Here is an 18,519-nt window from a genome sequence, read left to right on the forward strand (position 1 = left end):
GAGTGAGATGAGTGAACCTCATCGACCTGCTCCCGGCCGACCCGACGGCCGACGCGGTCTTCGAGGCCTTCCTGGAGTGGACCGATGACCGTGGTATCACGCTGTACCCGGCCCAGGAGGAGGCGCTGATCGCGGCCTGCTCGGGCGCCAACGTGATCGTGGCCACGCCCACCGGCTCCGGCAAGTCCCTGGTGGCGATGGGAGCCCAGTTCGCGGCGCTGGCGCAGGGGCGCCGCACCTACTACACCGCCCCGATCAAGGCCCTGGTCAGCGAGAAGTTCTTCGCACTCTGCGAGGTCTTCGGCACAGAGAACGTGGGCATGGTGACCGGCGATGCGGCGGTGAACGCCGACGCGCCCATCGTGTGCGCGACCGCGGAGATCGTGGCGAACTTCGCCCTGCGCGAGGGCGCCGACTCCGACATCGCGCAGGTCGTGATGGACGAGTTCCACTACTACTCGGAGCCGGACCGCGGCTGGGCGTGGCAGGTGCCCCTGATCGAGCTGCCCCGGGCGCAGTTCGTGCTCATGTCCGCGACGCTCGGCGACACGTCCTTCTTCGAGGAGGACCTGACCCGGCGGACGGGGCGCGAGACGGTCCTCGTCGCCGGGGCGGAACGCCCCGTGCCGCTGCACTTCTCGTACTCCACGATGGCGATCCAGGATCAGATCGTCGAACTGGTCACCACCCACCAAGCGCCCGTCTACGTCGTCCACTTCACCCAGCAGGCCGCCGCGGAACGGGCGCAGGCGTTGATGTCGCTGCCGCTCGCGAGCAAGGACGACAAGGCCGCGATCGCCGCGGCGATCGGCGATTTCCAGTTCACCACCGGTTTCGGCAAGACGCTGTCGCGGCTGATCCGATCGGGCGTCGGCGTGCACCACGCGGGCATGCTCCCCCGCTACCGGCGGCTCGTGGAGAAGCTCGCGCAGGAGGGCCTGCTCAAGGTCATCTGCGGCACCGACACGCTCGGCGTCGGCATCAACGTGCCGATCCGCACCGTCTACCTCACGGGCCTGACCAAATTCGACGGGACGCGGACCCGCCACCTCCGCGCCCGCGAGTTCCACCAGATCGCCGGGCGCGCCGGGCGCGCCGGCTTCGACACGATGGGCACCGTCGTCGTGGCCGCACCCGAGCACGAGATCGAGAACGCCCGCCGGGAGGCGAAGGCGGGCGGGGATCCGGCCAAGCTCAAGCGGGTGCAGCGCAAGAAGCCTCCCGAGGGCTTCGTCTCCTGGGGGAAGGCGACCTTCGAGAAACTCGTCGCGGCCGACCCGGAGCCGCTGGCCTCACGGTTCTCGGTGACCAACTCCATGCTGCTCAATGTGATCGCCCGGCCGCAGAACTGCTTCGACGCGATGCGTCACCTCCTGGAGGACAACCACGAACCGCGCCGAAACCAGCTGCGGCACATCCGCACCGCGATCACCCTGTTCCGCGACCTGGAGGCGGGCGGCGTGGTCGAGCGACTCGCCGAACCCGACGAGGACGGCCGGCACGCCCGGCTCACCGTCGACCTGCAGCCGGACTTCGCGTTGAACCAGCCCCTCGCCCCCTTCGCGCTCGCGGCACTGGAACTGCTCGACGCCGAGTCGCCGGAGTACCCGCTCGACGTGATCTCGGTGATCGAGTCCGTGCTCGACGACCCGCGGCCGGTGCTGCGCGCGCAACAGAACGCAGCACGCGGGGCGGCCGTGGCGGAGATGAAGGCCGACGGCATCGACTACGACGAGCGCATGGCACTGCTCGAGGACGTCACGTACCCGAAGCCCCTGGAGGATCTGCTGGTCCCCGCGTTCGCGACCTACGCTGCAGGGCACGCCTGGGTGAACCAGTTCGAGCTCGCGCCGAAATCGGTAGTGCGCGAGATGATCGAGCGCGCGATGACCTTCAACGACCTGGTCTCGAAATACCAGCTGGGCCGCTCGGAGGGTGCCGTCCTGCGGTACCTCTCGGACGCCTTCCGGACGCTGCGGCACACCGTTCCCGAGGCCGTGCGCACGCCCGAACTCGACGACTACATCGCCTGGCTGGGCGCACTCGTTCGGTACGTGGACAGCTCGCTCGTCGACGAGTGGGAGGAGATGACCTCCCCGGACCCGGTGAAGGCGCACGCCTCGGCGCCGGAGATCGGCCGGTCGACGTCCCTGACCTCCGACGAGCGGGCGTTCGCCGTCATGGTGCGCAACGCGATGTTCCGCCGGGTCCAGCTCGTCGCCGAGGAGGAGTACGACCTGCTCGACGCGATGGACCCCGGCGTGGACTGGTACGCGGCCTTCGACGACTACTACGAGGAGTACGACGACATCGAGACCGGCGCGGACGCCCGCGGCCCGCAGCTGTTCTCACTCGACACCTCGATGCCGAGGGCGTGGCGGGTGCGGCAGACCATCGCCGATCCCGACGGCGACCACGGCTGGGCGATCAGCGCCGTCGTCGACCTCCCCGCGTCCGACGAGCGCGGCGACGTCGTGCTCGTGGACGTCGAGGTCGTCTCCGGCTGAGTCAGCCGCGGACCGCGACCGCCGCGTCGAGGCCCGCGAGGGACTGGTCGAGGTACTCCGGCGGAAACGGCGGCAGAGAGCCGAAGGAGTCCCGGACCGCCTGCGGGGTATCGGTCCAGTCGTACGTCAGTGTGACCTGCGTGCCGCCCTCCGACGGGACCAGGTCGTAGCGCCACCACCAGCCGCCCGCCGCCCACTCGCCCCCGCGGCTCGTTCCGGGCCGCCAGCCGATGACCCGGTCCTGCTCGAAATCTGAGACCTTGTTCTCCATCACGTAATCGCCGCCCGCCTGCTCGAGATACATGTTGACGGAGAACATCTGCCCGACGTGGTCGAGCGGGGCCGCGTCCACCGCGGCCCGGACCCAATCAGTGGGCTCGATGTCCTGGTGACGCGCCGGATCGGCGAGGACGGCGAAGACTCGATCGGGGCTCGCCGCGATGACTCGGGTGCTGGATATCTGCTCGGACATGATCCACCTGCTTCCCTGGGGCGATCGGCGTGCGGCCGCTCCGCGCGCCATGTTTACAGTGTACAGTCCGTCGCCGATCGCGGAATTCTCCGCCGGGCCGCCCGTGGCTACTTCCGGCGAGGCCGGTTGCGTGCCGCGCGCGCCTCCGCGGCCCGCTGCTCCTCGGCCCGCGCGGCGACGAGGCTCGCGCGCTCGTCGATCAGCCACTGCGGCGGATCCGCGAGCAGGCCGGCGATCTCCTCGGTGGTCAGCGCCTCACCGACCCCGGCGCGCTGCAGGCCCGAGATCGACACGCCGAGACGGGCTGCGACGAGGTTCTTCGGGTGCGGCCCGTTCTTCCGCAGATCCTGCAACCACTGCGGCGGCTCGGCCTGCAGCGCCGCCAGCTCGTCGCGCGTGACCGGGTTCTCCTGGAACGCGGCCGGCGTGGCGGGCAGGTACACGTCCAGCTTCTTCGCAGCGGTCGCCGGTTTCATGGACTGGGTGTTCGGCCTGCTCATGGATGCGAGCCTATCGGTAACCTCCAGGGGTGACCTCCCCGCTCCCGTCGTCGCTGCGACTCGGCTACGTCCCCGGCGCCACGCCCGCCAAGTGGGCGCGCATCTGGGGCGAGCGTCATCCGGAGGTACGGCTCGAGCTCGTCGCCGTCGCCGCAGCGGACGCTGCGGAAGCGGTCCGCGCGGGCACCGTCGACCTCGCGCTGCTGCGCCTGCCCACGGAGACGCGGGGGCTCGCGACGATCGCGCTGTACGAAGAGCAGGTGGTGGCCGTGGTGCCCACGGAGCACCACGCGGCGGCCGCGGACGAGCTGACCGCCGCCGACCTCGACGACGAGCCGGCCCTGCTGCCGCTCGACGACGCGCTGCACTGGGCGGGAACCCCCGGCACGCCGGTCGGGCACCGGCCGGAGACCACGGAGGCCGCGATCGAGCTGGTCGCCGCCGGGCTGGGCGTGCTCATCGTTCCGCAGTCGCTGGCCCGGCTGCATCACCGCAAGGACCTCACGTACCGGCCGCTCACCGACGCGCCGCTCTCCGCCGTGGTGCTCGCGGTGCCCGAGGGCGAGCAGCCGGAGGCGGTCGCGGAGTTCATCGGAATCGTCCGCGGCCGGAGGGCGGGCTCGTCCCGCGGGCGGGCGGAGCCGGCGCCGAAGCGCACGGCGCGGGAGAAGACGCTCGCCAAACAGGCGGCGCGCGCCGCCTCCGGGAAGTCGCCGGGACCGTCGAAGGGCAAGCCCGCGAAGCGCCCCCGTCGCTGAGCTCAGCCCAGCGATTCGATCCACTCGTCGACGGCGAGCACCTCGGCCTGGCGCGGGAAGACCTTGCTCACGAGGACGCGGTGGACCTCGGGATCGTGATCGGCGCAGGCGTCTGCGAGAACGGTGAGTCCGTAGTCCAGATCGCCCGCGTAGCGGACCGTCGAGAGGACGACGCCACTCGTCGCGATCCCCGCGAGCACCAGATGACTCGCCTGCAGGCCGCGCAGCACCACGTCGAGGTCGCTGCCGCTGAACGCCCCGAATCGTCGTTTGATCACGACGGGCTCGCCGGGCAGCGGCGCCACCTCGGGAACGATCGCCGTGAGCGGCGAGACCTCGGTCATCGCATCGCCGCCCTCACGGATCATGGCGAAAGCCCGGTTGGTCGGCGGGATCTCGGGATAGTCGGGCCGGAACGCGACGCGCACGTGCACCACTGGCACGCCGCGATCGCGCGCCGCGGACAGGGCCCGCGCGGCGGACGCCAGCGCCGCGGCGCCGGGCCGTTCGGCACCGTCGACGATGCCGCGCTGGTAGTCCATGAGAAGGAGGACGGAGCGTTCAGCAGCCATGCTCCCAGGCTAGCGCTCAGCGCAGCGCGTCGATATCCACGGTAGATCCCGCGGCCGCGCGGGCGATCTCGGCGAGCCGCGTGAAGCCCTCGGTCTTGGCGCTGGACGCCCGGTAAGCGAGTCCGATGCGCCGGCCCGGGGCGGGCGCGGCGAACCGCGCGACGGCCAGGTCCGTTCCCCGGAGCTCGACGGCGACCGCGGGCTCGGGCAGCAGGGTCACCCCGAGGCCGCCGGAGACGCACTGCACGATCGTGGCGAGCGAGGCCGCGCGGGTGTCCCCCATGATGCCGACGCCCTCCTCGGCCTGCCGGCACAGGTCGAGCGCCTGATCCCGGAGACAGTGCCCCTCGTCGAGGAGCAGGAGCGGGAGGCCGGAGAGGTCGTCTGCGGTGAGGTCGTCGCGGCCCGCGAGGGGATACCCGGGCGGCACGACGAGCACGAACTCCTCGTCGTAGAGCGGGATCTCGGCCACCGCCGAGCTATGCACCGGCAGTGCGAGGACGGCCACGTCGATCCGCCCCGACCGCAGCGCGTCGAGCAGCCGGGCGGTCTGGTCCTCGACGACGGTGACGGCCAGGTCGTCGACCTCGGCGCGCAACTGCGGCAGGAGGCGGGGCAGCCGGTAGGGGGCGACCGTCGGGATCATGCCGAGGCGCAGCGTGCCGCGCAGCTCGCCGGTGAGCCCGGCGGCCGAGCTCACCAGCTCCGCCGCGGAGGAGACGATGCCCGAGGCCTGCTCGAGCAGCGCCATCCCGGCCTCGGTGATGAGAACCTTGCGCGTGCTGCGCTCCACCAGCTGGACGCCGAGCCCCGATTCGAGGGAGGCCAGCGCCTGCGACAGCGACGGCTGACTCACGCCGAGAGTGGTCGCCGCGGTGCCGAAGTGGCGCGAGCGTGCCACTGCGACGAAGGCACGCAGCTGCGCGAGGGTCGGCTGGTACACCTGATCGGACATACCTATCAGTCTAATACCATTCATCACACGTTCTTTGCGGCAGCACGGGTGCTGGGGAGGGACGGCCGACGAACGACCGCAGGCGCCGTCTCCGCCGTTCCCGCACGCGTAACAGGAGGCGGGCCGCGCGCGACACACGGTCATGCGGCAGAACCTGCTCGTCACGCTCCGCGTGGCCGCCCTGCTCGTCCTCCTCACGGCGGCGGTCGCCGCAGCGACCGCCGCACACCCCCGCGAGACGGACTACGGGGAGTTCGCTCGTGCTCTGGACCGGGGCGAGGTCGTCCAGATCACGCTCCCGGACACCCCGTCGAGCTCGGGCGAGGCGACCGTCTGGATGGCCACGTGGTCCACGGGCCCGTTCCAGTGGCGCCGGGGGCCCGTCGCAGAAGGGTTGATGACCACGCTCTCGGACTTCACCGTCGCCATGCGGGATCGCGGGGTCCGCATCACGACGAAGGACGACGACACCGAGCTCCTCACCTGGCCCTCCGCCGGGCCCACCTGGGTCACCACCCTGCTCGGCCTCACCTGGCTCGCCGTCTTCCTCGCGATGCTGATCTCACCCCCGACCTACGGCACGAGGTGGGCGTGGTTCTGGATGTTCGTCATCGGGCAGGTGGGCGCGCTGTTGTACCTCGTCCTGGAGCCGACACCGCTGTGGCGACGCGACCCCGCCGCGGGCGGGATCGAACCGGTGGACCCCCTGCCGCCGCGGCGCGACCGGTGGAACGGGCTGCAGGGTGTCGCCTGGTCGATCCTCCTGCTGCTGGGCGGTGGGATGGCCGCCGCCGGCATCGGCTGGGCCGCCGGCCGTCTCCTCTGAACCCCGGTCACGTCAGGGGCGCCAGGAGCCGGCCTCTTGACGGGTCGCGTGGTTGACCCGGTTCCACAGGTTGATCTGTCCGATCGCGAGCACGAGTGCGGCGAGCTGGGTCGCATCGAACTCGTCCGCGGCGGCGTCCCACAGCTCGTCCGGCACCGCTTCGGGATTCCCGGCCAGGGCGGTGAGCTGCTCCGTCAGCTCCAGCGCGATCCGCTCGGCGTCGGAGAAGTACGGCGTGTGCCGCCAGGCGCCGACCGCGAAGAGCCTGTCGTCGGACGCGCCGTGCTTGCGCGCCACGCGCCAATGGCCGTCGAGGCAGGTGCTGCAGCTGTTGAGCTGGCTGGCGCGCACGTTGACCAGCTCGAGCAGTTCCGGCGACAGCCCCGAGGCCGCCACCGCCTCACCGAGCTTCGTCAGCGCGTCGAGCGCCCCGGGAAGGGCGAAAGCGGGGTTCGCCATCCGTGCGGTCATGGTGGTCTCCTTCGGTCGGTCACACTCGAGGCGGTCGCCCCGTCACTGTGTTGACGGATCACCGACGGAGGATGTGACACATGGACCTGAACGACTTCGTCAGCGCCCGCCCCCGGCTGCTCGCGGTGGCCACGCGGATGCTCGGCTCGGCCGCGGACGCCGAGGACGCGGTCCAGGAGGCGTGGCTGCGCGCAGACCGGGCCGACGGGGACGACACCATCGACAATCCGACCGCGTGGCTGACCACCGTGGTCTCGCGGATCTGTCTGGACCGCCTGCGTTCCCGGCACTACACCGCGTCGCTCGACGACGTGGACCCCGCCGACCCGGCGCCGTCGCCCGACGCGCAGGCCCAGCTCGCGGAATCCGTGGGCGCGGCGATGGGCGCGGTCCTCGACGAACTCGCGCCCGCCGAGCGCGTGGCGTTCGTGCTGCACGACGTCTTCGCCGTTCCCTTCGACGACGTGGCGGAGATCCTCGGCATGAGCCCCGCCGCGACGCGACAGCTCGCGAGCCGCGCCCGCCGCCGGGTGGCGGGCGCGCCCCGCCCGGACGCCGCGCGCACCGACGCCGTGCGCGCCTTCCTCGCGGCGTCGCGCGACGGGGACTTCACCACCCTCGTGGACCTGCTCGACCCCGACGCGGTCTTCCGGATTCGCACCGACGACGCTCCCCCGTCGATCCTCACGGGCGCGCCGGCCATCGCCGAGGCCTTCCTGTTCAAGGCGAAAACCGCCCTCGTCGCTCTTGTCGACGGGGTGCTCGGCTACACCGCGCGGCCGCCCGGCGCGCCCGGCTACCTCCTGCTCGGCGATGTGACCTTCACCGAGGACGGCCGCATCGCCGCGCTCGACGTCACACTGCGCGCCGACGAGGTGGCCGGCAGCGAGGTCATCCCGCTCTGACCCCGGACCGGGCTAGTGGTCGATGGCCTTCTCGACCCCGACGCCGGTGAGCGAGCGCACCTCCATCTCGACCGCCTTGTCGGCGAGCGCGAAGTCGGGCTTGCCGAAGATCGTGCCGAGGATCGCCAGGCCGAAGCCGATCGGGATCGATACCAGTCCGGGGTTCTCCAGCGGGAACCAGTGGAAATCAACCGATTTGAACATCGACGTCGACTTCCCCGAGACGGCCGGGGAGAAGACGATCAGCACGATGGACGAGACCAGACCGCCGTACATCGAGAGCACCGCGCCGGTGGTGTTGAACCTCCGCCAGAACAGGGAGAACAGGATGGTCGGCAAGTTGGCCGACGCCGCGACGGCGAACGCGAGGGCGACCAGGAAGGCGATGTTCTGCCCCATGGCGCCGATGCCGAGAACGATCGACGCGATGCCGATGACCACCACGGTGATCCGCGAGACGCGCACCTGCGCTTCCTCCGAGGCCCTGCCGTGCTTGATGACGCCGTTGTAGACGTCGTGGGCGAGGCTGGCGGAGGCCGTGATGGCGAGGCCGGCGACCACCGCAAGGATCGTCGCGAAGGCCACCGCGGAGATGACCGCCATGAGGATCGTGCCGCCGAGCGAGAAGGCCAGCAGCGGCGCTGCGGAGTTCACGCCGCCGGGAGCACTGGCGATCACGTCGGCTCCCACGTACGCGGCGGCACCGAAACCCAGGACCAGCGTGCAGATGTAGAAGGCCCCGATCAGTCCGATCGCCCAGGTCACCGAGCGCCGGGCCTCCTTGGCCGTGGGCACGGTGTAGAAGCGCATGAGCACGTGCGGCAGGCCCGCGGTGCCGAGCACGAGCGCAAGCGCCAGCGAGATGAAGTCCAGCTTCGTGGTCTCGGTTTTGCCGTACTTGAGGCCGGGCTCGATGATCTTCTCCCCCGCGGCGCTGCCGTCGATGGCCTTCTGCAGCAGATCGGAGAAATTGCCCTTCACCGCCGCGAGCACCATGAGGGTCATCAGCAGCGCGCCGCCGACCAGCAGAACGGCCTTGACCATCTGCACGTAGGTGGTGCCCTTCATACCGCCGACCAGCACGTAGACGATCATCAGGACGCCGACCACCGCGACCACGACGGCCTGCCCGGTGGTGCCCTTGATGTTGAGGAGCAGCGAGACGAGGCCGCCCGCGCCCGCCATCTGCGCGATCAAGTAGAAGAGCGAGACGGTCAGCGTGGCCAGGGCGGCGGCCATCCGCACCGGGCGCTGCTTGAGCCGGAAGCTCAACACATCGGCCATGGTGAACTTGCCGACGTTGCGCAGACGTTCGGCGACGAGCAGGAGCGCGACGAGCCAGGCGACGAGGAAGCCGATGGAGTACAGGAAACCGTCGTAGCCCTGGACAGCGATGGCGCCGCAGATGCCGAGGAAGCTGGCGGCCGAGAGGTAGTCGCCCGCGATGGCGAAACCGTTCTGCGGGCCGGTGAACGTGGCGCCGCCGGTGTAGAAGTCCGTCGCCTTCTTCGTGGTCCGGCTGGCCTTGATGACCAGCCCCATCGTCACGCCGATGAACAGCAGGAAGACCAGGATGTTCAGCGCGGTGGAGCCGACCTGCTGGCCGACCTCGATCGTGCCGGGCTCCCAGGCCAGGAGATCGGTCACCGGTCCGCCTCCCCGGCCTTGAGCTCGGCCTCGATGTGCTCACGCAGATCCGTCGCCATCGGGTCGATCGCGTTATCCGCGAACCGGACGTACGCCCAGGTGATGGCGAACGTGGAGACGAACTGCCCGAGCCCCATCACCAGCGCCACATTGATGTTCCCGAACAGCTTCTGGCTCATGAAGTCATGGGCGTACGTGGCCAGCAGCACGTACAGGGCGTACCAGAGCAGGAAGGCCACGGAAACCGGGATCACGAACCTCGCCAATCTGCGCCGGAGTTCGTGGAATTCCTTGCTGTCGTAGGCGCGCTGGTAGACCGCCGCCGTATCCTCTTCGTTCACCCTCGTGAGTGTGGCACGGACCACATGCGCCCGGGTTTGAATGAGTGACAAACGCTGTGCAAACCCGTGGAACGGTCCTTACCCGGGCCTTACGTGTCAGGCGTCGAGTGCCCGACGGGTCGCCGCCGCGATCTCCGCGACCTGCTCGTCGGTGGTGATGAGCGCCGGCGAGTACTGCAGCGTGCCGAGTCCGGCGGCCCGCCCGGAGACGCCCTGCGCCCGCAGCTTCTTGACCGTCGCCATGGCCTCCGCGGGCTCGTGCAGCTGGACGCCGGCGACCGCGCCGACGCCGCCCCGGACGTCCTTGACCTTGGGATGCTCTGCCAGGGTGGACAGCTCGCGCAGGAGGCTGTCCTGCAGGCGCAGCGCCTCGGCGACCAGGTTTTCCCGCTCCATGATGTCGAGCACGGCCATCGATGCGGCGGCCGCCGCCGCGTGCCCGCCGTAGGTGTAGCCGTGCCGCCACCACACGCCGCCCGCGAAGAAGGGCTCGGCGACGTGCGGCGCGACGAACAAGGCACCCATGGGGACGTAGCCGCTGGTCAGCCCCTTCGCGGTGGTCATCAGGTCGGGCTGCAGGTCGAACCGGCTCGAGGCGAACCAGGCGCCGCCGATCCGGCCGAAGCCGGTGACCACCTCGTCGGCGATGAACAGGACGTCGTGCTCGCGGCAGATGTCGCGGACCTCGCGCAGGTAGCCCTCGGGCGGCGGCAGCAGACCGCCTGCGCCGATCACCGGCTCGGCGACGAAGGCCGCGACGGACTCGGCGCCGACCCGCTCGATGAGGCCCAGCAACGCCTTGGCGTCGTCCCACGCCACCGTCGCGGTGTCGTCGAAGAGCACGCCCCCGTAGCCCTCGGCGTTGACCGGGATGCCGCCCAGGCTCGTGCCGCCCACGTGCATGCCGTGGTACGCGTTGGACCGGCCGACGATGAGCTTCTTCTCGGGCCGGCCCTTCTCCTGCCAGTAGCGGCGGGCCAGCTTGATCGCCGAGTCCACCGAATCGGAGCCGCCGGAGGTGAAGAAGATCTTGCTGTCCGGGACCGGCGCGATGCCCTGCAGGCGCTCCGCGAGGGCGACCGTCGTATCCGTAGCCCCGTCGCCGAAGCCCGTCACGTGCGCGACCTTGAGCAGCTGGTCGCGCACCGCGTCGGCGACCTCGGCGCGGCCGTGACCGACGTTGGCGAACCACAGCCCGGCGGTCGCATCCAGGTACCGGTTGCCCGCCGTATCGAAGACGTACGCGCCCTCGCCGCGCGCGAAGACGAAGGCGCCGTCGCGCACCACGGCGCCCATGTCCGCGAAGCCGTGCCAGAGTGCCGATGAGGTCGTGGGTCCCTGTCCGCTCATGGTGGATAAACTAGTCGCAAATGACGAAGCAGGAGACGCGCACCGCACGGGAGGACGGCGACGGCGGACCGTCGAAGCGCGAACTGTACGGCGCGCTCGGCACCGACGCCGATCCCGCGCTCACTCTGCGGGACGAGGCGCGCCTGCGCGGCAGACTCAAGCGTGCCAAGGCCTCCGACCTGCCGAGGCTCGCCCGCGAGATCGACGCCGCGCGGGAGCGCTACGCCGAGCGCCGCGACGCGGTGCCGGCGATCGTCTACCCCGAGAACCTGCCGGTGAGTGCGCGCCGCGAGGAGATCGCGAAGGCCATCAGCGAGAACCAGGTCGTCATCCTAGCGGGCGAGACCGGGTCGGGGAAGACGACCCAGCTGCCGAAGATCTGCCTCGAGCTCGGGCGCGGCGTGCGGGGCATGATCGGCCACACCCAGCCGCGCCGACTCGCGGCCCGCAGCGTCGCCGAGCGCATCGCGGAGGAGACGAAGTCGGAGCTGGGCGACGCCGTCGGCTACGCCGTACGGTTCACCGACCGGGTCTCGCCGAAGACCTCGGTCAAGCTCATGACCGACGGCATTCTGCTGCGCGAGCTGACGCGCGACCGGCTGCTGCGCGACTACGATACGATCATCATCGACGAAGCACACGAACGCAGCCTCAACATCGACTTCCTGCTCGGTTACCTGCGGCAGCTCCTGCCCCGCAGGCCCGATCTCAAGGTCATCGTCACGTCGGCGACCATCGAGCCGGAGCGCTTCGCCACCCACTTCGCGCGGCCCGACGGGGCCGCCGCCCCCGTCATCGAGGTCAGTGGCCGCACGTACCCGGTGGAGATCCGGTACCGCCCGCTCGACGAGATGACCGACGATTCCGAACCGCTCGACCAGGTCACCGGGATCGTGCACGCCGTCGAGGAGCTCTCCCGCGAGGCGCCCGGCGACGTGCTCGTCTTCCTCTCCGGCGAGCGCGAGATCCGCGACGCCGCGGAGGCGCTGGAGGCGAAGTACGGCCCCCGGGGCTCCACCGGGCGCGGCGGCTCCGCCGTGGAGATCCTCCCGCTCTACGCACGGCTCTCCTCCGCCGAGCAGCACCGCGTCTTCGCCCCGCACACGGGCCGCAGGATCGTGCTGGCCACCAACGTCGCCGAGACCTCGCTCACGGTGCCCGGCATCAAGTACGTCGTCGACACGGGCACGGCGCGCATCTCCCGGTACTCGCTCCGCACCAAGGTGCAGCGGCTGCCGATCGAGCCGATCTCGCAGGCCTCCGCGCAGCAGCGGTCCGGCCGGTGCGGCCGTACGTCCGACGGCATCGCGATCCGGCTCTACTCGGAGGACGATTTCGACGCCCGGCCGCAGTACACCGATCCCGAGATCCTCCGGACCAACCTGGCCTCGGTGATCCTGTCGATGACGGCGCTCGAACTCGGCGAGGTGTCCGCCTTCCCGTTCGTCCAGCCGCCGGACGAGCGCGCGGTCCGCGACGGTACGGCGCTCCTCGAGGAGCTGGGCGCGCTGGAGGACGCCGCTCCCGGCCACAAGAGACTCACGACCGTGGGCCGGCAGTTGGCCGATCTCCCCGTGGATCCGCGGATGGCCCGGATGCTCGTGGCGGCCCGCGAATTCGGGGTCCTCCCCGAGGTGCTCGTGATCGTGGCCGGCCTGTCGATCCAGGACATGCGGGAGCGGCCCGCCGAGCACCGTCAGGCCGCGGACGCGCAGCACGCACGGTTCGCCGACCCCACGTCGGACTTCCTCTCGTACCTCAATCTGTGGCGCCACCTGGGCGACCGGCGTGCCGAGCTGAGTTCGAGCGCCTTCCGCCGTGAGTGCCAGCGCGAGTTCCTGCACTACGTGCGCATCCGCGAGTGGCAGGACCTGCAGGGGCAGCTTCGGCAGATCTGTCGCGACCTCGGCTGGAAGCTCGACTCGCTGGGCCGGGAGCCCGCACCGTCGGCCGACCTGATCCACCAGGCCCTGCTGGCGGGCCTGCTGTCCCAGATCGGGCTGCGCGAGCCGGACGGAAAGGAGTTCCTGGGAGCGCGGAACGCCAAGTTCATGGTCTTCCCCGGGTCGGCCCTCTACCGGAAGCCGCCGCGCTTCGTCATGGCCGGCGAACTCGTGGAGACCTCCCGCCTGTTCGCGCGAACCGTCGCCAAGATCGAGCCGGAATGGGCCGAGAAGCTGGCGGGGCCGCTCGCGAAGCACCATTACTCCGAGCCGCACTGGTCCACGAAGCGGGAGGCCGTGCTGGCCAAGGAGCGCGTCACGCTGTTCGGGGTGCCGCTGGTCGCCGATCGCACGGTGAACTTCGGTCGGATAGATCCCGTCGCCGCGCGGGAGCTCTTCCTGCGGCACGCGCTCGTCCAGGGCGAATGGCGCACGCGGCACCCGTTCTTCGCGCGCAACCGGGCGCTCCTCGACGACGCGGAATACTTGGAGGACAAGGCGCGTCGCCGCGACATCGTGGTCGACGAGGACGGGCTCTTCGACTTCTACGACCGGCGGATTCCCGAGGGCATCGTCTCTGCGCGGCACTTCGACGCGTGGTGGAAGAAGGCCTCTCGGACCGATCCCGACCTCCTGGACTTCACCGCCGACGACCTCCTCGCCGACGGTGCCGCCGACGTCACCGCGGAGGCGTACCCGACGTCGTGGCTGCAGGGCCGCATCGAGGTGCCACTGAAGTACCGATTCGAGCCCGGCGCTGCGGATGACGGTGTCACCGCGCGCATCCCCGTCAAGGACTTGGCGACGGTCCGGGCGGACGGCTTCGAGTGGCTCGTTCCCGCGATGCGCGAGGAACTGGCGGTGGCGCTGATCAAGTCGCTGCCGAAGCAGTTGCGCCGCGAGGTGGTACCCGCGCCCGACTTCGCCGCAGCCGCTCTCGCGCGCCTCACCCCGCGTGCGGAGCCGCTCAACGAGGGCCTCGCCCGGGAGCTGACGCAGTTGTCCGGCACGGTGATCCGCCCTGAGGATTTCGCGTCCGCCGCGATCCCGGATCACCTCCGGGTGACGTTCACGGTGATCGGCGACGACGGCCGTGCGCTGGGCTCGGGCAAGGACCTCGACGCGCTCAAGCGTCGCCTCGGCGCCGCCGTGCAGGAAGATCTGTCGAGCCGCGCCGGTTTCTACGAGCGGGCGCCCGCGAAGCAGTGGACCGCGCAGACGCTCGGGGACGTGCCGCGGACCATCGACACCGAGGTCCGGGGCAGCCGGGTCACGGGCTTCGGCACGCTGTACCCCGCCGGCGACGCCGCGGGCGTCAAGGTGGTCGCCGCGGAGCCGGAGCAGACTGCCCTCATGGGAGCAGGACTCGACGTGCTTCTGGCGAACGCCCTGCCGGCGGCCCACAAGTCGGTGCTGCAGTCCGTGGGGCAGCGGGAGCGACTGGCGCTCTCACAGAGCCCCTACGCCACGCCGATGGATCTCCTGGCCGACTGCCGGCGACGAGCGATCACGGACCTGCGCGCCCGCACCGGGCTCGCGTGGACGCCGGACGAGTTCGCGGCGCTGACGGCGACGGTCCGGGCGGGGCTCGGGGAGGCGGTCCAGCGGAACTTCGCGGCCGTGGCGACCGCGGTCGCAACCGCCACTGAGGTCCGTGGCGCGATCGCCTCCGCCCCAACGGCGCTCCGCGACGCCGCGGAGGACATCGCCGAGCAACTCGACGCGCTGTTGTATCCCGGTTTCATCTCCGCGACGCCGGACGCGCATCTGCAGCACCTGCCCCGCTACACCGCGGGCGCCGCCGCGCGCTGGGCGGCACTGCCCGCCTCTGCGGACCGGGACGACCGAGGGATGGCGACGCTCGATCGGGTCTACGGCGCACTCACGGCGAAGCTGGACGCGCTCCCCGAGCACCGTCGGGACGCGGCGCTGGATCAGGTGCACTGGCTCATCGAGGAGCTCCGGGTGAGCCTGTTCGCCCAGTCGCTCGGCACGGCGGGATCGGTGTCCGAGAAGAAGGTGCTCGCCGCCATCGCGGCCCTGACCTGAGCACCGCGTGCGAGCGAGCGGCCTACGCCGCGTCGGTCGGATCCGCGGCGGCGGCACGGGTACGGAGGTCGCGGATCGCGGCCTCGAAGTCCTCGATGGACGAGAAGCCCTGGTACACCGAAGCGAACCGCAGGTAGGCCACCTCGTCCAGGTCGCGCAGCGGCCCGAGGATGGCGAGGCCCACCTCGTTCGCGGGGACCTCGGCGACACCGGTGGCGCGGATCGCCTCCTCGACCTGCTGAGCGAGCTTGTGCAGGTCGTCCTCGGCCACGTCGCGCCCCTGGCACGCGCGGCGGACTCCCTTGACGACCTTCTCCCGGCTGAAGGGCTCGGTCACGCCGTTGCGCTTGACGACGGCCATGACAGCGCTCTCGACAGTGGTGAAGCGGCGGCCGCACTCATTGCACGACCGACGCCGGCGGATGCCCTGCCCGTCGTCGAAGACACGCGAATCGACCACACGGGTGTCCTCGTTCTTGCAGAACGGGCAATACATGGGGCCACCTCCCGCCCGGCTGCGCTCGGACGTCCGGCGGGGCAGCTGCAGCACGGTGGCCCCTGCCACCGCCGTGCCCCGCGATCTCGTCCTCGAGAATACTCGGCGCGGGAACGGCACCACGTTGTCGAGGTGGGCCGAGCGCCCGCCCTGCCGGGAATCCGGCATCTCCATGAGGGTGGTCATCTGCTTCTCCTTCGCGCGTGTGTGGTGGTCAGTACCGCGGCGTGACGAGGGTCTGGCCGGCGTGCACGCGGCCGTCCCGCAGGCCGTTGATCTCCGAGATCTCCGCGACGACGGCGGCCTGGGCACGGTCGGGCGCGATCTCGCGGGCGATCTGGTCCAGACTCTGTCCGTCGCGCACCGTCACGATCGAGGTCAGGCCGGGCTGCGCCGCCGTCGGTACCGGCTCGGCGGGCGCGGATCCGCCGAAGAGCACCAGCAGGCCGGCGAAGACGCCGACCGCGAACAGGACGCAGACCGCCAGCGACGGCGTGGGCGATCGACGTGCGCAACCGTCGGTGCGCGAGTAGCCGCGGGGCGCACGGCGCACCGCCGATCGCACGCCCGGGCGTTCGACCGTGCGCCGGGCGGCCCCGCGGGCGCCGGTCACCCGGATCTCCGCGGACTCTGTTCGAACGCGGCTCACGAAGAGCTCGTTCGACGAGGTGATCGATGCCGCCGACGGGTCCTGAGAGCGGCTGCGGGCGAGACGCGGCGAGACTCCGCGGGCCCGGGTGGCGGCGCGCCGGCCGGCAGCGGCGGAGCCGTGCCGCACGAGCGCCTGCGCCTCCGTCGCAGCCTCCTGCACTGCAGTGATGCCGTCTCGATCGATGATCGCGGTCATGGTCTCTCCTGGTGTCGTAGCGGGTCCTTCTCGCTCACCTACAGGTCTATCGGTGGGCACTGACAAGTTTTTCCATCCAGCCCCACCAGTCACACCTTAGTGCGTGCAAGTGTTCGAAAGAACTTCTGTTCGATTTCTATCACACGCCGTTGCCGAGCGGAAGACACGCGGTGAAATTTCTCGAACAGATGTTTGTCAGGCCGTGCGAGCTGGACTACAGTGGAGTCGGAACCGAACGGGCGCGAGGAGCGACACATGACAGATGAACGACAAGTCCAGCACCGGGATAAGCGCTTCCGCGACGCCCAGGGCAACGTCTCCGAGGACCACCTCACCCGTCGCCAGAAGCAGGTCCTGGAAGTGATCCGGCGGTCGGTCCGCGACCGCGGCTACCCGCCCAGCATCCGGGAGATCGGCGACGAGGTGGGCCTGACTTCCACGTCGTCGGTCGCCCACCAGCTCCGCACGCTGGAGCGGCTGGGCTTCCTCCACCGCGACCCCAACCGGCCCCGTGCCGTGAACGTGCAGGGTGCGGAGGAGCGCACCGCGCAGGTGATCCAGAAGGTCATGGAGGACGAGGACCGGATGCCCGAACCGGCCTTCGTGCCGGTCCTCGGCCGCATCGCTGCGGGCGGCCCCATCCTGGCGGAGGAGGCGGTGGAGGAGATCTTCCCGCTCCCCCGAGAGCTCGTCGGCGAGGGTTCGCTGTTCCTGCTCAAGGTGGTGGGTGAATCGATGACCGACGCCGCCATCTGCGACGGCGACTGGGTCGTCGTGCGGCAGCAGTCCGTCGCGGAGAACGGAGACATCGTGGCCGCGATGCTCGACGGCGAGGCCACCGTGAAGACCTTCCGCCGGACGGGCCGCGACGTCTGGTTGATGCCGCACAACCCGGCGTTCGACCCGATCCACGGCAACGATGCGGTGATCCTGGGCAAGGTGGTCACCGTCATGCGTCGGATCTGACCGCACCCGCCGCACGCCGCGCCGGCTCGTCGACCGCAGGGTCGGGGGCCGGCGTTCGTCGTCCGCGCGAGGCTATCGCGCACGCGGCTCCACCGAGCGCCAGGCCGGCGAGCACGCCCGGGTGCACGGGTTCGCCCAGCATGAGGAATGCGAACAGGGCCGATACCGAGGGGATCACCGCGAACAACATGGCCGCCCCACTCGCCCCGGCGATGCCGATCACGCGGAGGTACAGCGTGGTCGCGGTCATCGAGCTGAGCAGCACCATCAGCACGAGCACGACGGCGCCCCGCGCGGGGTCGGCGACCGTCGCGCCGAACACTGCGAGCAGGACACCCGCCGGCACCGCAGCGACGGTCATTCCCACCGCGTTCGCCGCAAGCGGGTCCACGTCGCGGCAGAAGCGCTGCTGGTACACGCCGCCCAGGGCGATCCCGGCCAGCCCGAACAGCGTGAACCCGATCCCTGCCCCGGCGTGCGCCAGCGCCGGCACCATCGACCAGCATGCGGTCACGACGGCGGCCACCCCGATGACCGCGGCGAGCGCGCGCCGCGGCGTGAGCGCCTCGCGGAGCACGATCCGGGCCACCACCGTGGTCAGTGCCGGGTTTACACCGATGATCAACGCGGCGACCCCCGCCGGCACGCCGGCCTGCAGGCCCAGGTAGCACCCGAGGAATTGCGTCGCCTGGGTCAACAGGCCCACCACGGCGGCGTGGCCCAGATCCGCACCGCGGGGCAGGCTGCGGCCGCTCGCCCGGACCACGCCGAGCATGAGCACTCCGGAGACGGCGAAGCGGAGGAACAGCAGCAGGAACGGGCTCATCGCCGCGATCCCGAGGGCGCCCAGGGGATACCCGAAGGCGTACAACACCACGACGGACAGCGCGAGCAGGGGCGGAATTCTCATGATC

General features: G+C 70.7%; 17 protein-coding genes. 6 read left to right on the forward strand and 11 right to left on the reverse strand.

The window, feature by feature from the left end; all coding sequences use genetic code 11:
• Positions 1-11 precede the first annotated feature (11 nt).
• Entirely contained in the window at positions 12-2,507 is a 2,496-nt protein-coding gene (locus FK529_RS08495) for a DEAD/DEAH box helicase (protein ID WP_146560529.1), read from the forward strand.
• 1 nt (position 2,508) lies between these two features.
• Here the strand turns inward: FK529_RS08495 and FK529_RS08500 are convergent, their stop codons facing one another.
• On the reverse strand, positions 2,509-2,979 hold the full coding sequence (locus FK529_RS08500) for an SRPBCC family protein (protein ID WP_146560530.1): 471 nt from the start codon (positions 2,977-2,979) through the stop codon (positions 2,509-2,511).
• A gap of 107 nt (positions 2,980-3,086) precedes the next feature.
• Positions 3,087-3,479 (reverse strand): DUF5997 family protein, encoded by a 393-nt coding sequence (locus FK529_RS08505; RefSeq protein ID WP_146560531.1) that lies wholly within the window; start codon positions 3,477-3,479, stop codon positions 3,087-3,089.
• A gap of 29 nt (positions 3,480-3,508) precedes the next feature.
• Between FK529_RS08505 and FK529_RS08510 the strand changes: the two genes are divergently transcribed.
• Positions 3,509-4,237 (forward strand): LysR family transcriptional regulator substrate-binding protein, encoded by a 729-nt coding sequence (locus FK529_RS08510; RefSeq protein WP_146560532.1) that lies wholly within the window; start codon positions 3,509-3,511, stop codon positions 4,235-4,237.
• A 2-nt stretch (positions 4,238-4,239) separates the two neighbouring features.
• Here FK529_RS08510 and FK529_RS08515 read toward each other — a convergent pair whose 3' ends face one another.
• Together FK529_RS08515 and FK529_RS08520 are read right to left on the reverse strand one after the other, a co-directional pair.
• A complete protein-coding gene (locus FK529_RS08515) occupies positions 4,240-4,809 on the reverse strand; it encodes a cysteine hydrolase family protein (protein WP_146560533.1) in 570 nt (189 codons plus the stop codon).
• Positions 4,810-4,825: 16 nt separating this feature from the next.
• Positions 4,826-5,764: a hydrogen peroxide-inducible genes activator gene (locus FK529_RS08520; protein ID WP_146560534.1), complete on the reverse strand. Its 939-nt coding sequence runs from the start codon at positions 5,762-5,764 to the stop codon at positions 4,826-4,828.
• Between the two features lie 142 nt (positions 5,765-5,906).
• On the opposite strand from FK529_RS08520, the gene FK529_RS08525 reads away from it, so the two are divergent.
• Entirely contained in the window at positions 5,907-6,590 is a 684-nt protein-coding gene (locus FK529_RS08525) for a hypothetical protein (protein ID WP_146560535.1), read from the forward strand.
• Positions 6,591-6,602: 12 nt separating this feature from the next.
• Here the strand turns inward: FK529_RS08525 and FK529_RS08530 are convergent, their stop codons facing one another.
• Positions 6,603-7,061 carry a carboxymuconolactone decarboxylase family protein gene (locus tag FK529_RS08530; protein ID WP_146560536.1) on the reverse strand — a complete coding sequence of 153 codons (459 nt, stop codon included), beginning with the start codon at positions 7,059-7,061 and terminating at the stop codon, positions 6,603-6,605.
• A gap of 80 nt (positions 7,062-7,141) precedes the next feature.
• On the opposite strand from FK529_RS08530, the gene FK529_RS08535 reads away from it, so the two are divergent.
• Positions 7,142-7,966 (forward strand): sigma-70 family RNA polymerase sigma factor, encoded by an 825-nt coding sequence (locus FK529_RS08535; protein ID WP_146560537.1) that lies wholly within the window; start codon positions 7,142-7,144, stop codon positions 7,964-7,966.
• 12 nt (positions 7,967-7,978) lie between these two features.
• Here FK529_RS08535 and FK529_RS08540 read toward each other — a convergent pair whose 3' ends face one another.
• The 3 genes from FK529_RS08540 to FK529_RS08550 all read right to left on the reverse strand — a co-directional run bounded on the left by FK529_RS08540 (position 7,979) and on the right by FK529_RS08550 (position 11,304).
• Positions 7,979-9,613 carry a monocarboxylic acid transporter gene (locus tag FK529_RS08540; protein ID WP_193559673.1) on the reverse strand — a complete coding sequence of 545 codons (1,635 nt, stop codon included), beginning with the start codon at positions 9,611-9,613 and terminating at the stop codon, positions 7,979-7,981.
• A complete protein-coding gene (locus FK529_RS08545) occupies positions 9,610-9,954 on the reverse strand; it encodes a DUF485 domain-containing protein (protein ID WP_146560538.1) in 345 nt (114 codons plus the stop codon). The genes FK529_RS08540 and FK529_RS08545 overlap by 4 nt, the downstream gene beginning before the upstream one ends.
• Positions 9,955-10,050: 96 nt before the next feature.
• Entirely contained in the window at positions 10,051-11,304 is a 1,254-nt protein-coding gene (locus FK529_RS08550) for an aminotransferase family protein (RefSeq protein ID WP_146560539.1), read from the reverse strand.
• Between the two features lie 20 nt (positions 11,305-11,324).
• Between FK529_RS08550 and hrpA the strand changes: the two genes are divergently transcribed.
• Complete coding sequence (gene hrpA, locus FK529_RS08555) at positions 11,325-15,296, forward strand: ATP-dependent RNA helicase HrpA (RefSeq protein ID WP_146560540.1); 3,972 nt, start codon at positions 11,325-11,327, stop codon at positions 15,294-15,296.
• Positions 15,297-15,318: 22 nt separating this feature from the next.
• Here the strand turns inward: hrpA and nrdR are convergent, their stop codons facing one another.
• Positions 15,319-15,792 carry a transcriptional regulator NrdR gene (nrdR, locus tag FK529_RS08560; protein ID WP_146560670.1) on the reverse strand — a complete coding sequence of 158 codons (474 nt, stop codon included), beginning with the start codon at positions 15,790-15,792 and terminating at the stop codon, positions 15,319-15,321.
• A gap of 214 nt (positions 15,793-16,006) precedes the next feature.
• Positions 16,007-16,639: a LysM peptidoglycan-binding domain-containing protein gene (locus FK529_RS08565; RefSeq protein ID WP_146560541.1), complete on the reverse strand. Its 633-nt coding sequence runs from the start codon at positions 16,637-16,639 to the stop codon at positions 16,007-16,009.
• 255 nt (positions 16,640-16,894) lie between these two features.
• On the opposite strand from FK529_RS08565, the gene lexA reads away from it, so the two are divergent.
• Entirely contained in the window at positions 16,895-17,605 is a 711-nt protein-coding gene (gene lexA, locus FK529_RS08570) for a transcriptional repressor LexA (protein ID WP_146487104.1), read from the forward strand.
• On the opposite strand, the gene FK529_RS08575 is transcribed toward lexA, so the two are convergent.
• Complete coding sequence (locus FK529_RS08575) at positions 17,589-18,515, reverse strand: DMT family transporter (protein ID WP_146560542.1); 927 nt, start codon at positions 18,513-18,515, stop codon at positions 17,589-17,591. The two genes, lexA and FK529_RS08575, sit on opposite strands and share 17 nt — an antisense overlap.
• Positions 18,516-18,519 lie beyond the last annotated feature (4 nt).

Source organism: Tsukamurella asaccharolytica, from assembly GCF_007858435.1.
Lineage (GTDB): Bacteria > Actinomycetota > Actinomycetes > Mycobacteriales > Mycobacteriaceae > Tsukamurella > Tsukamurella asaccharolytica.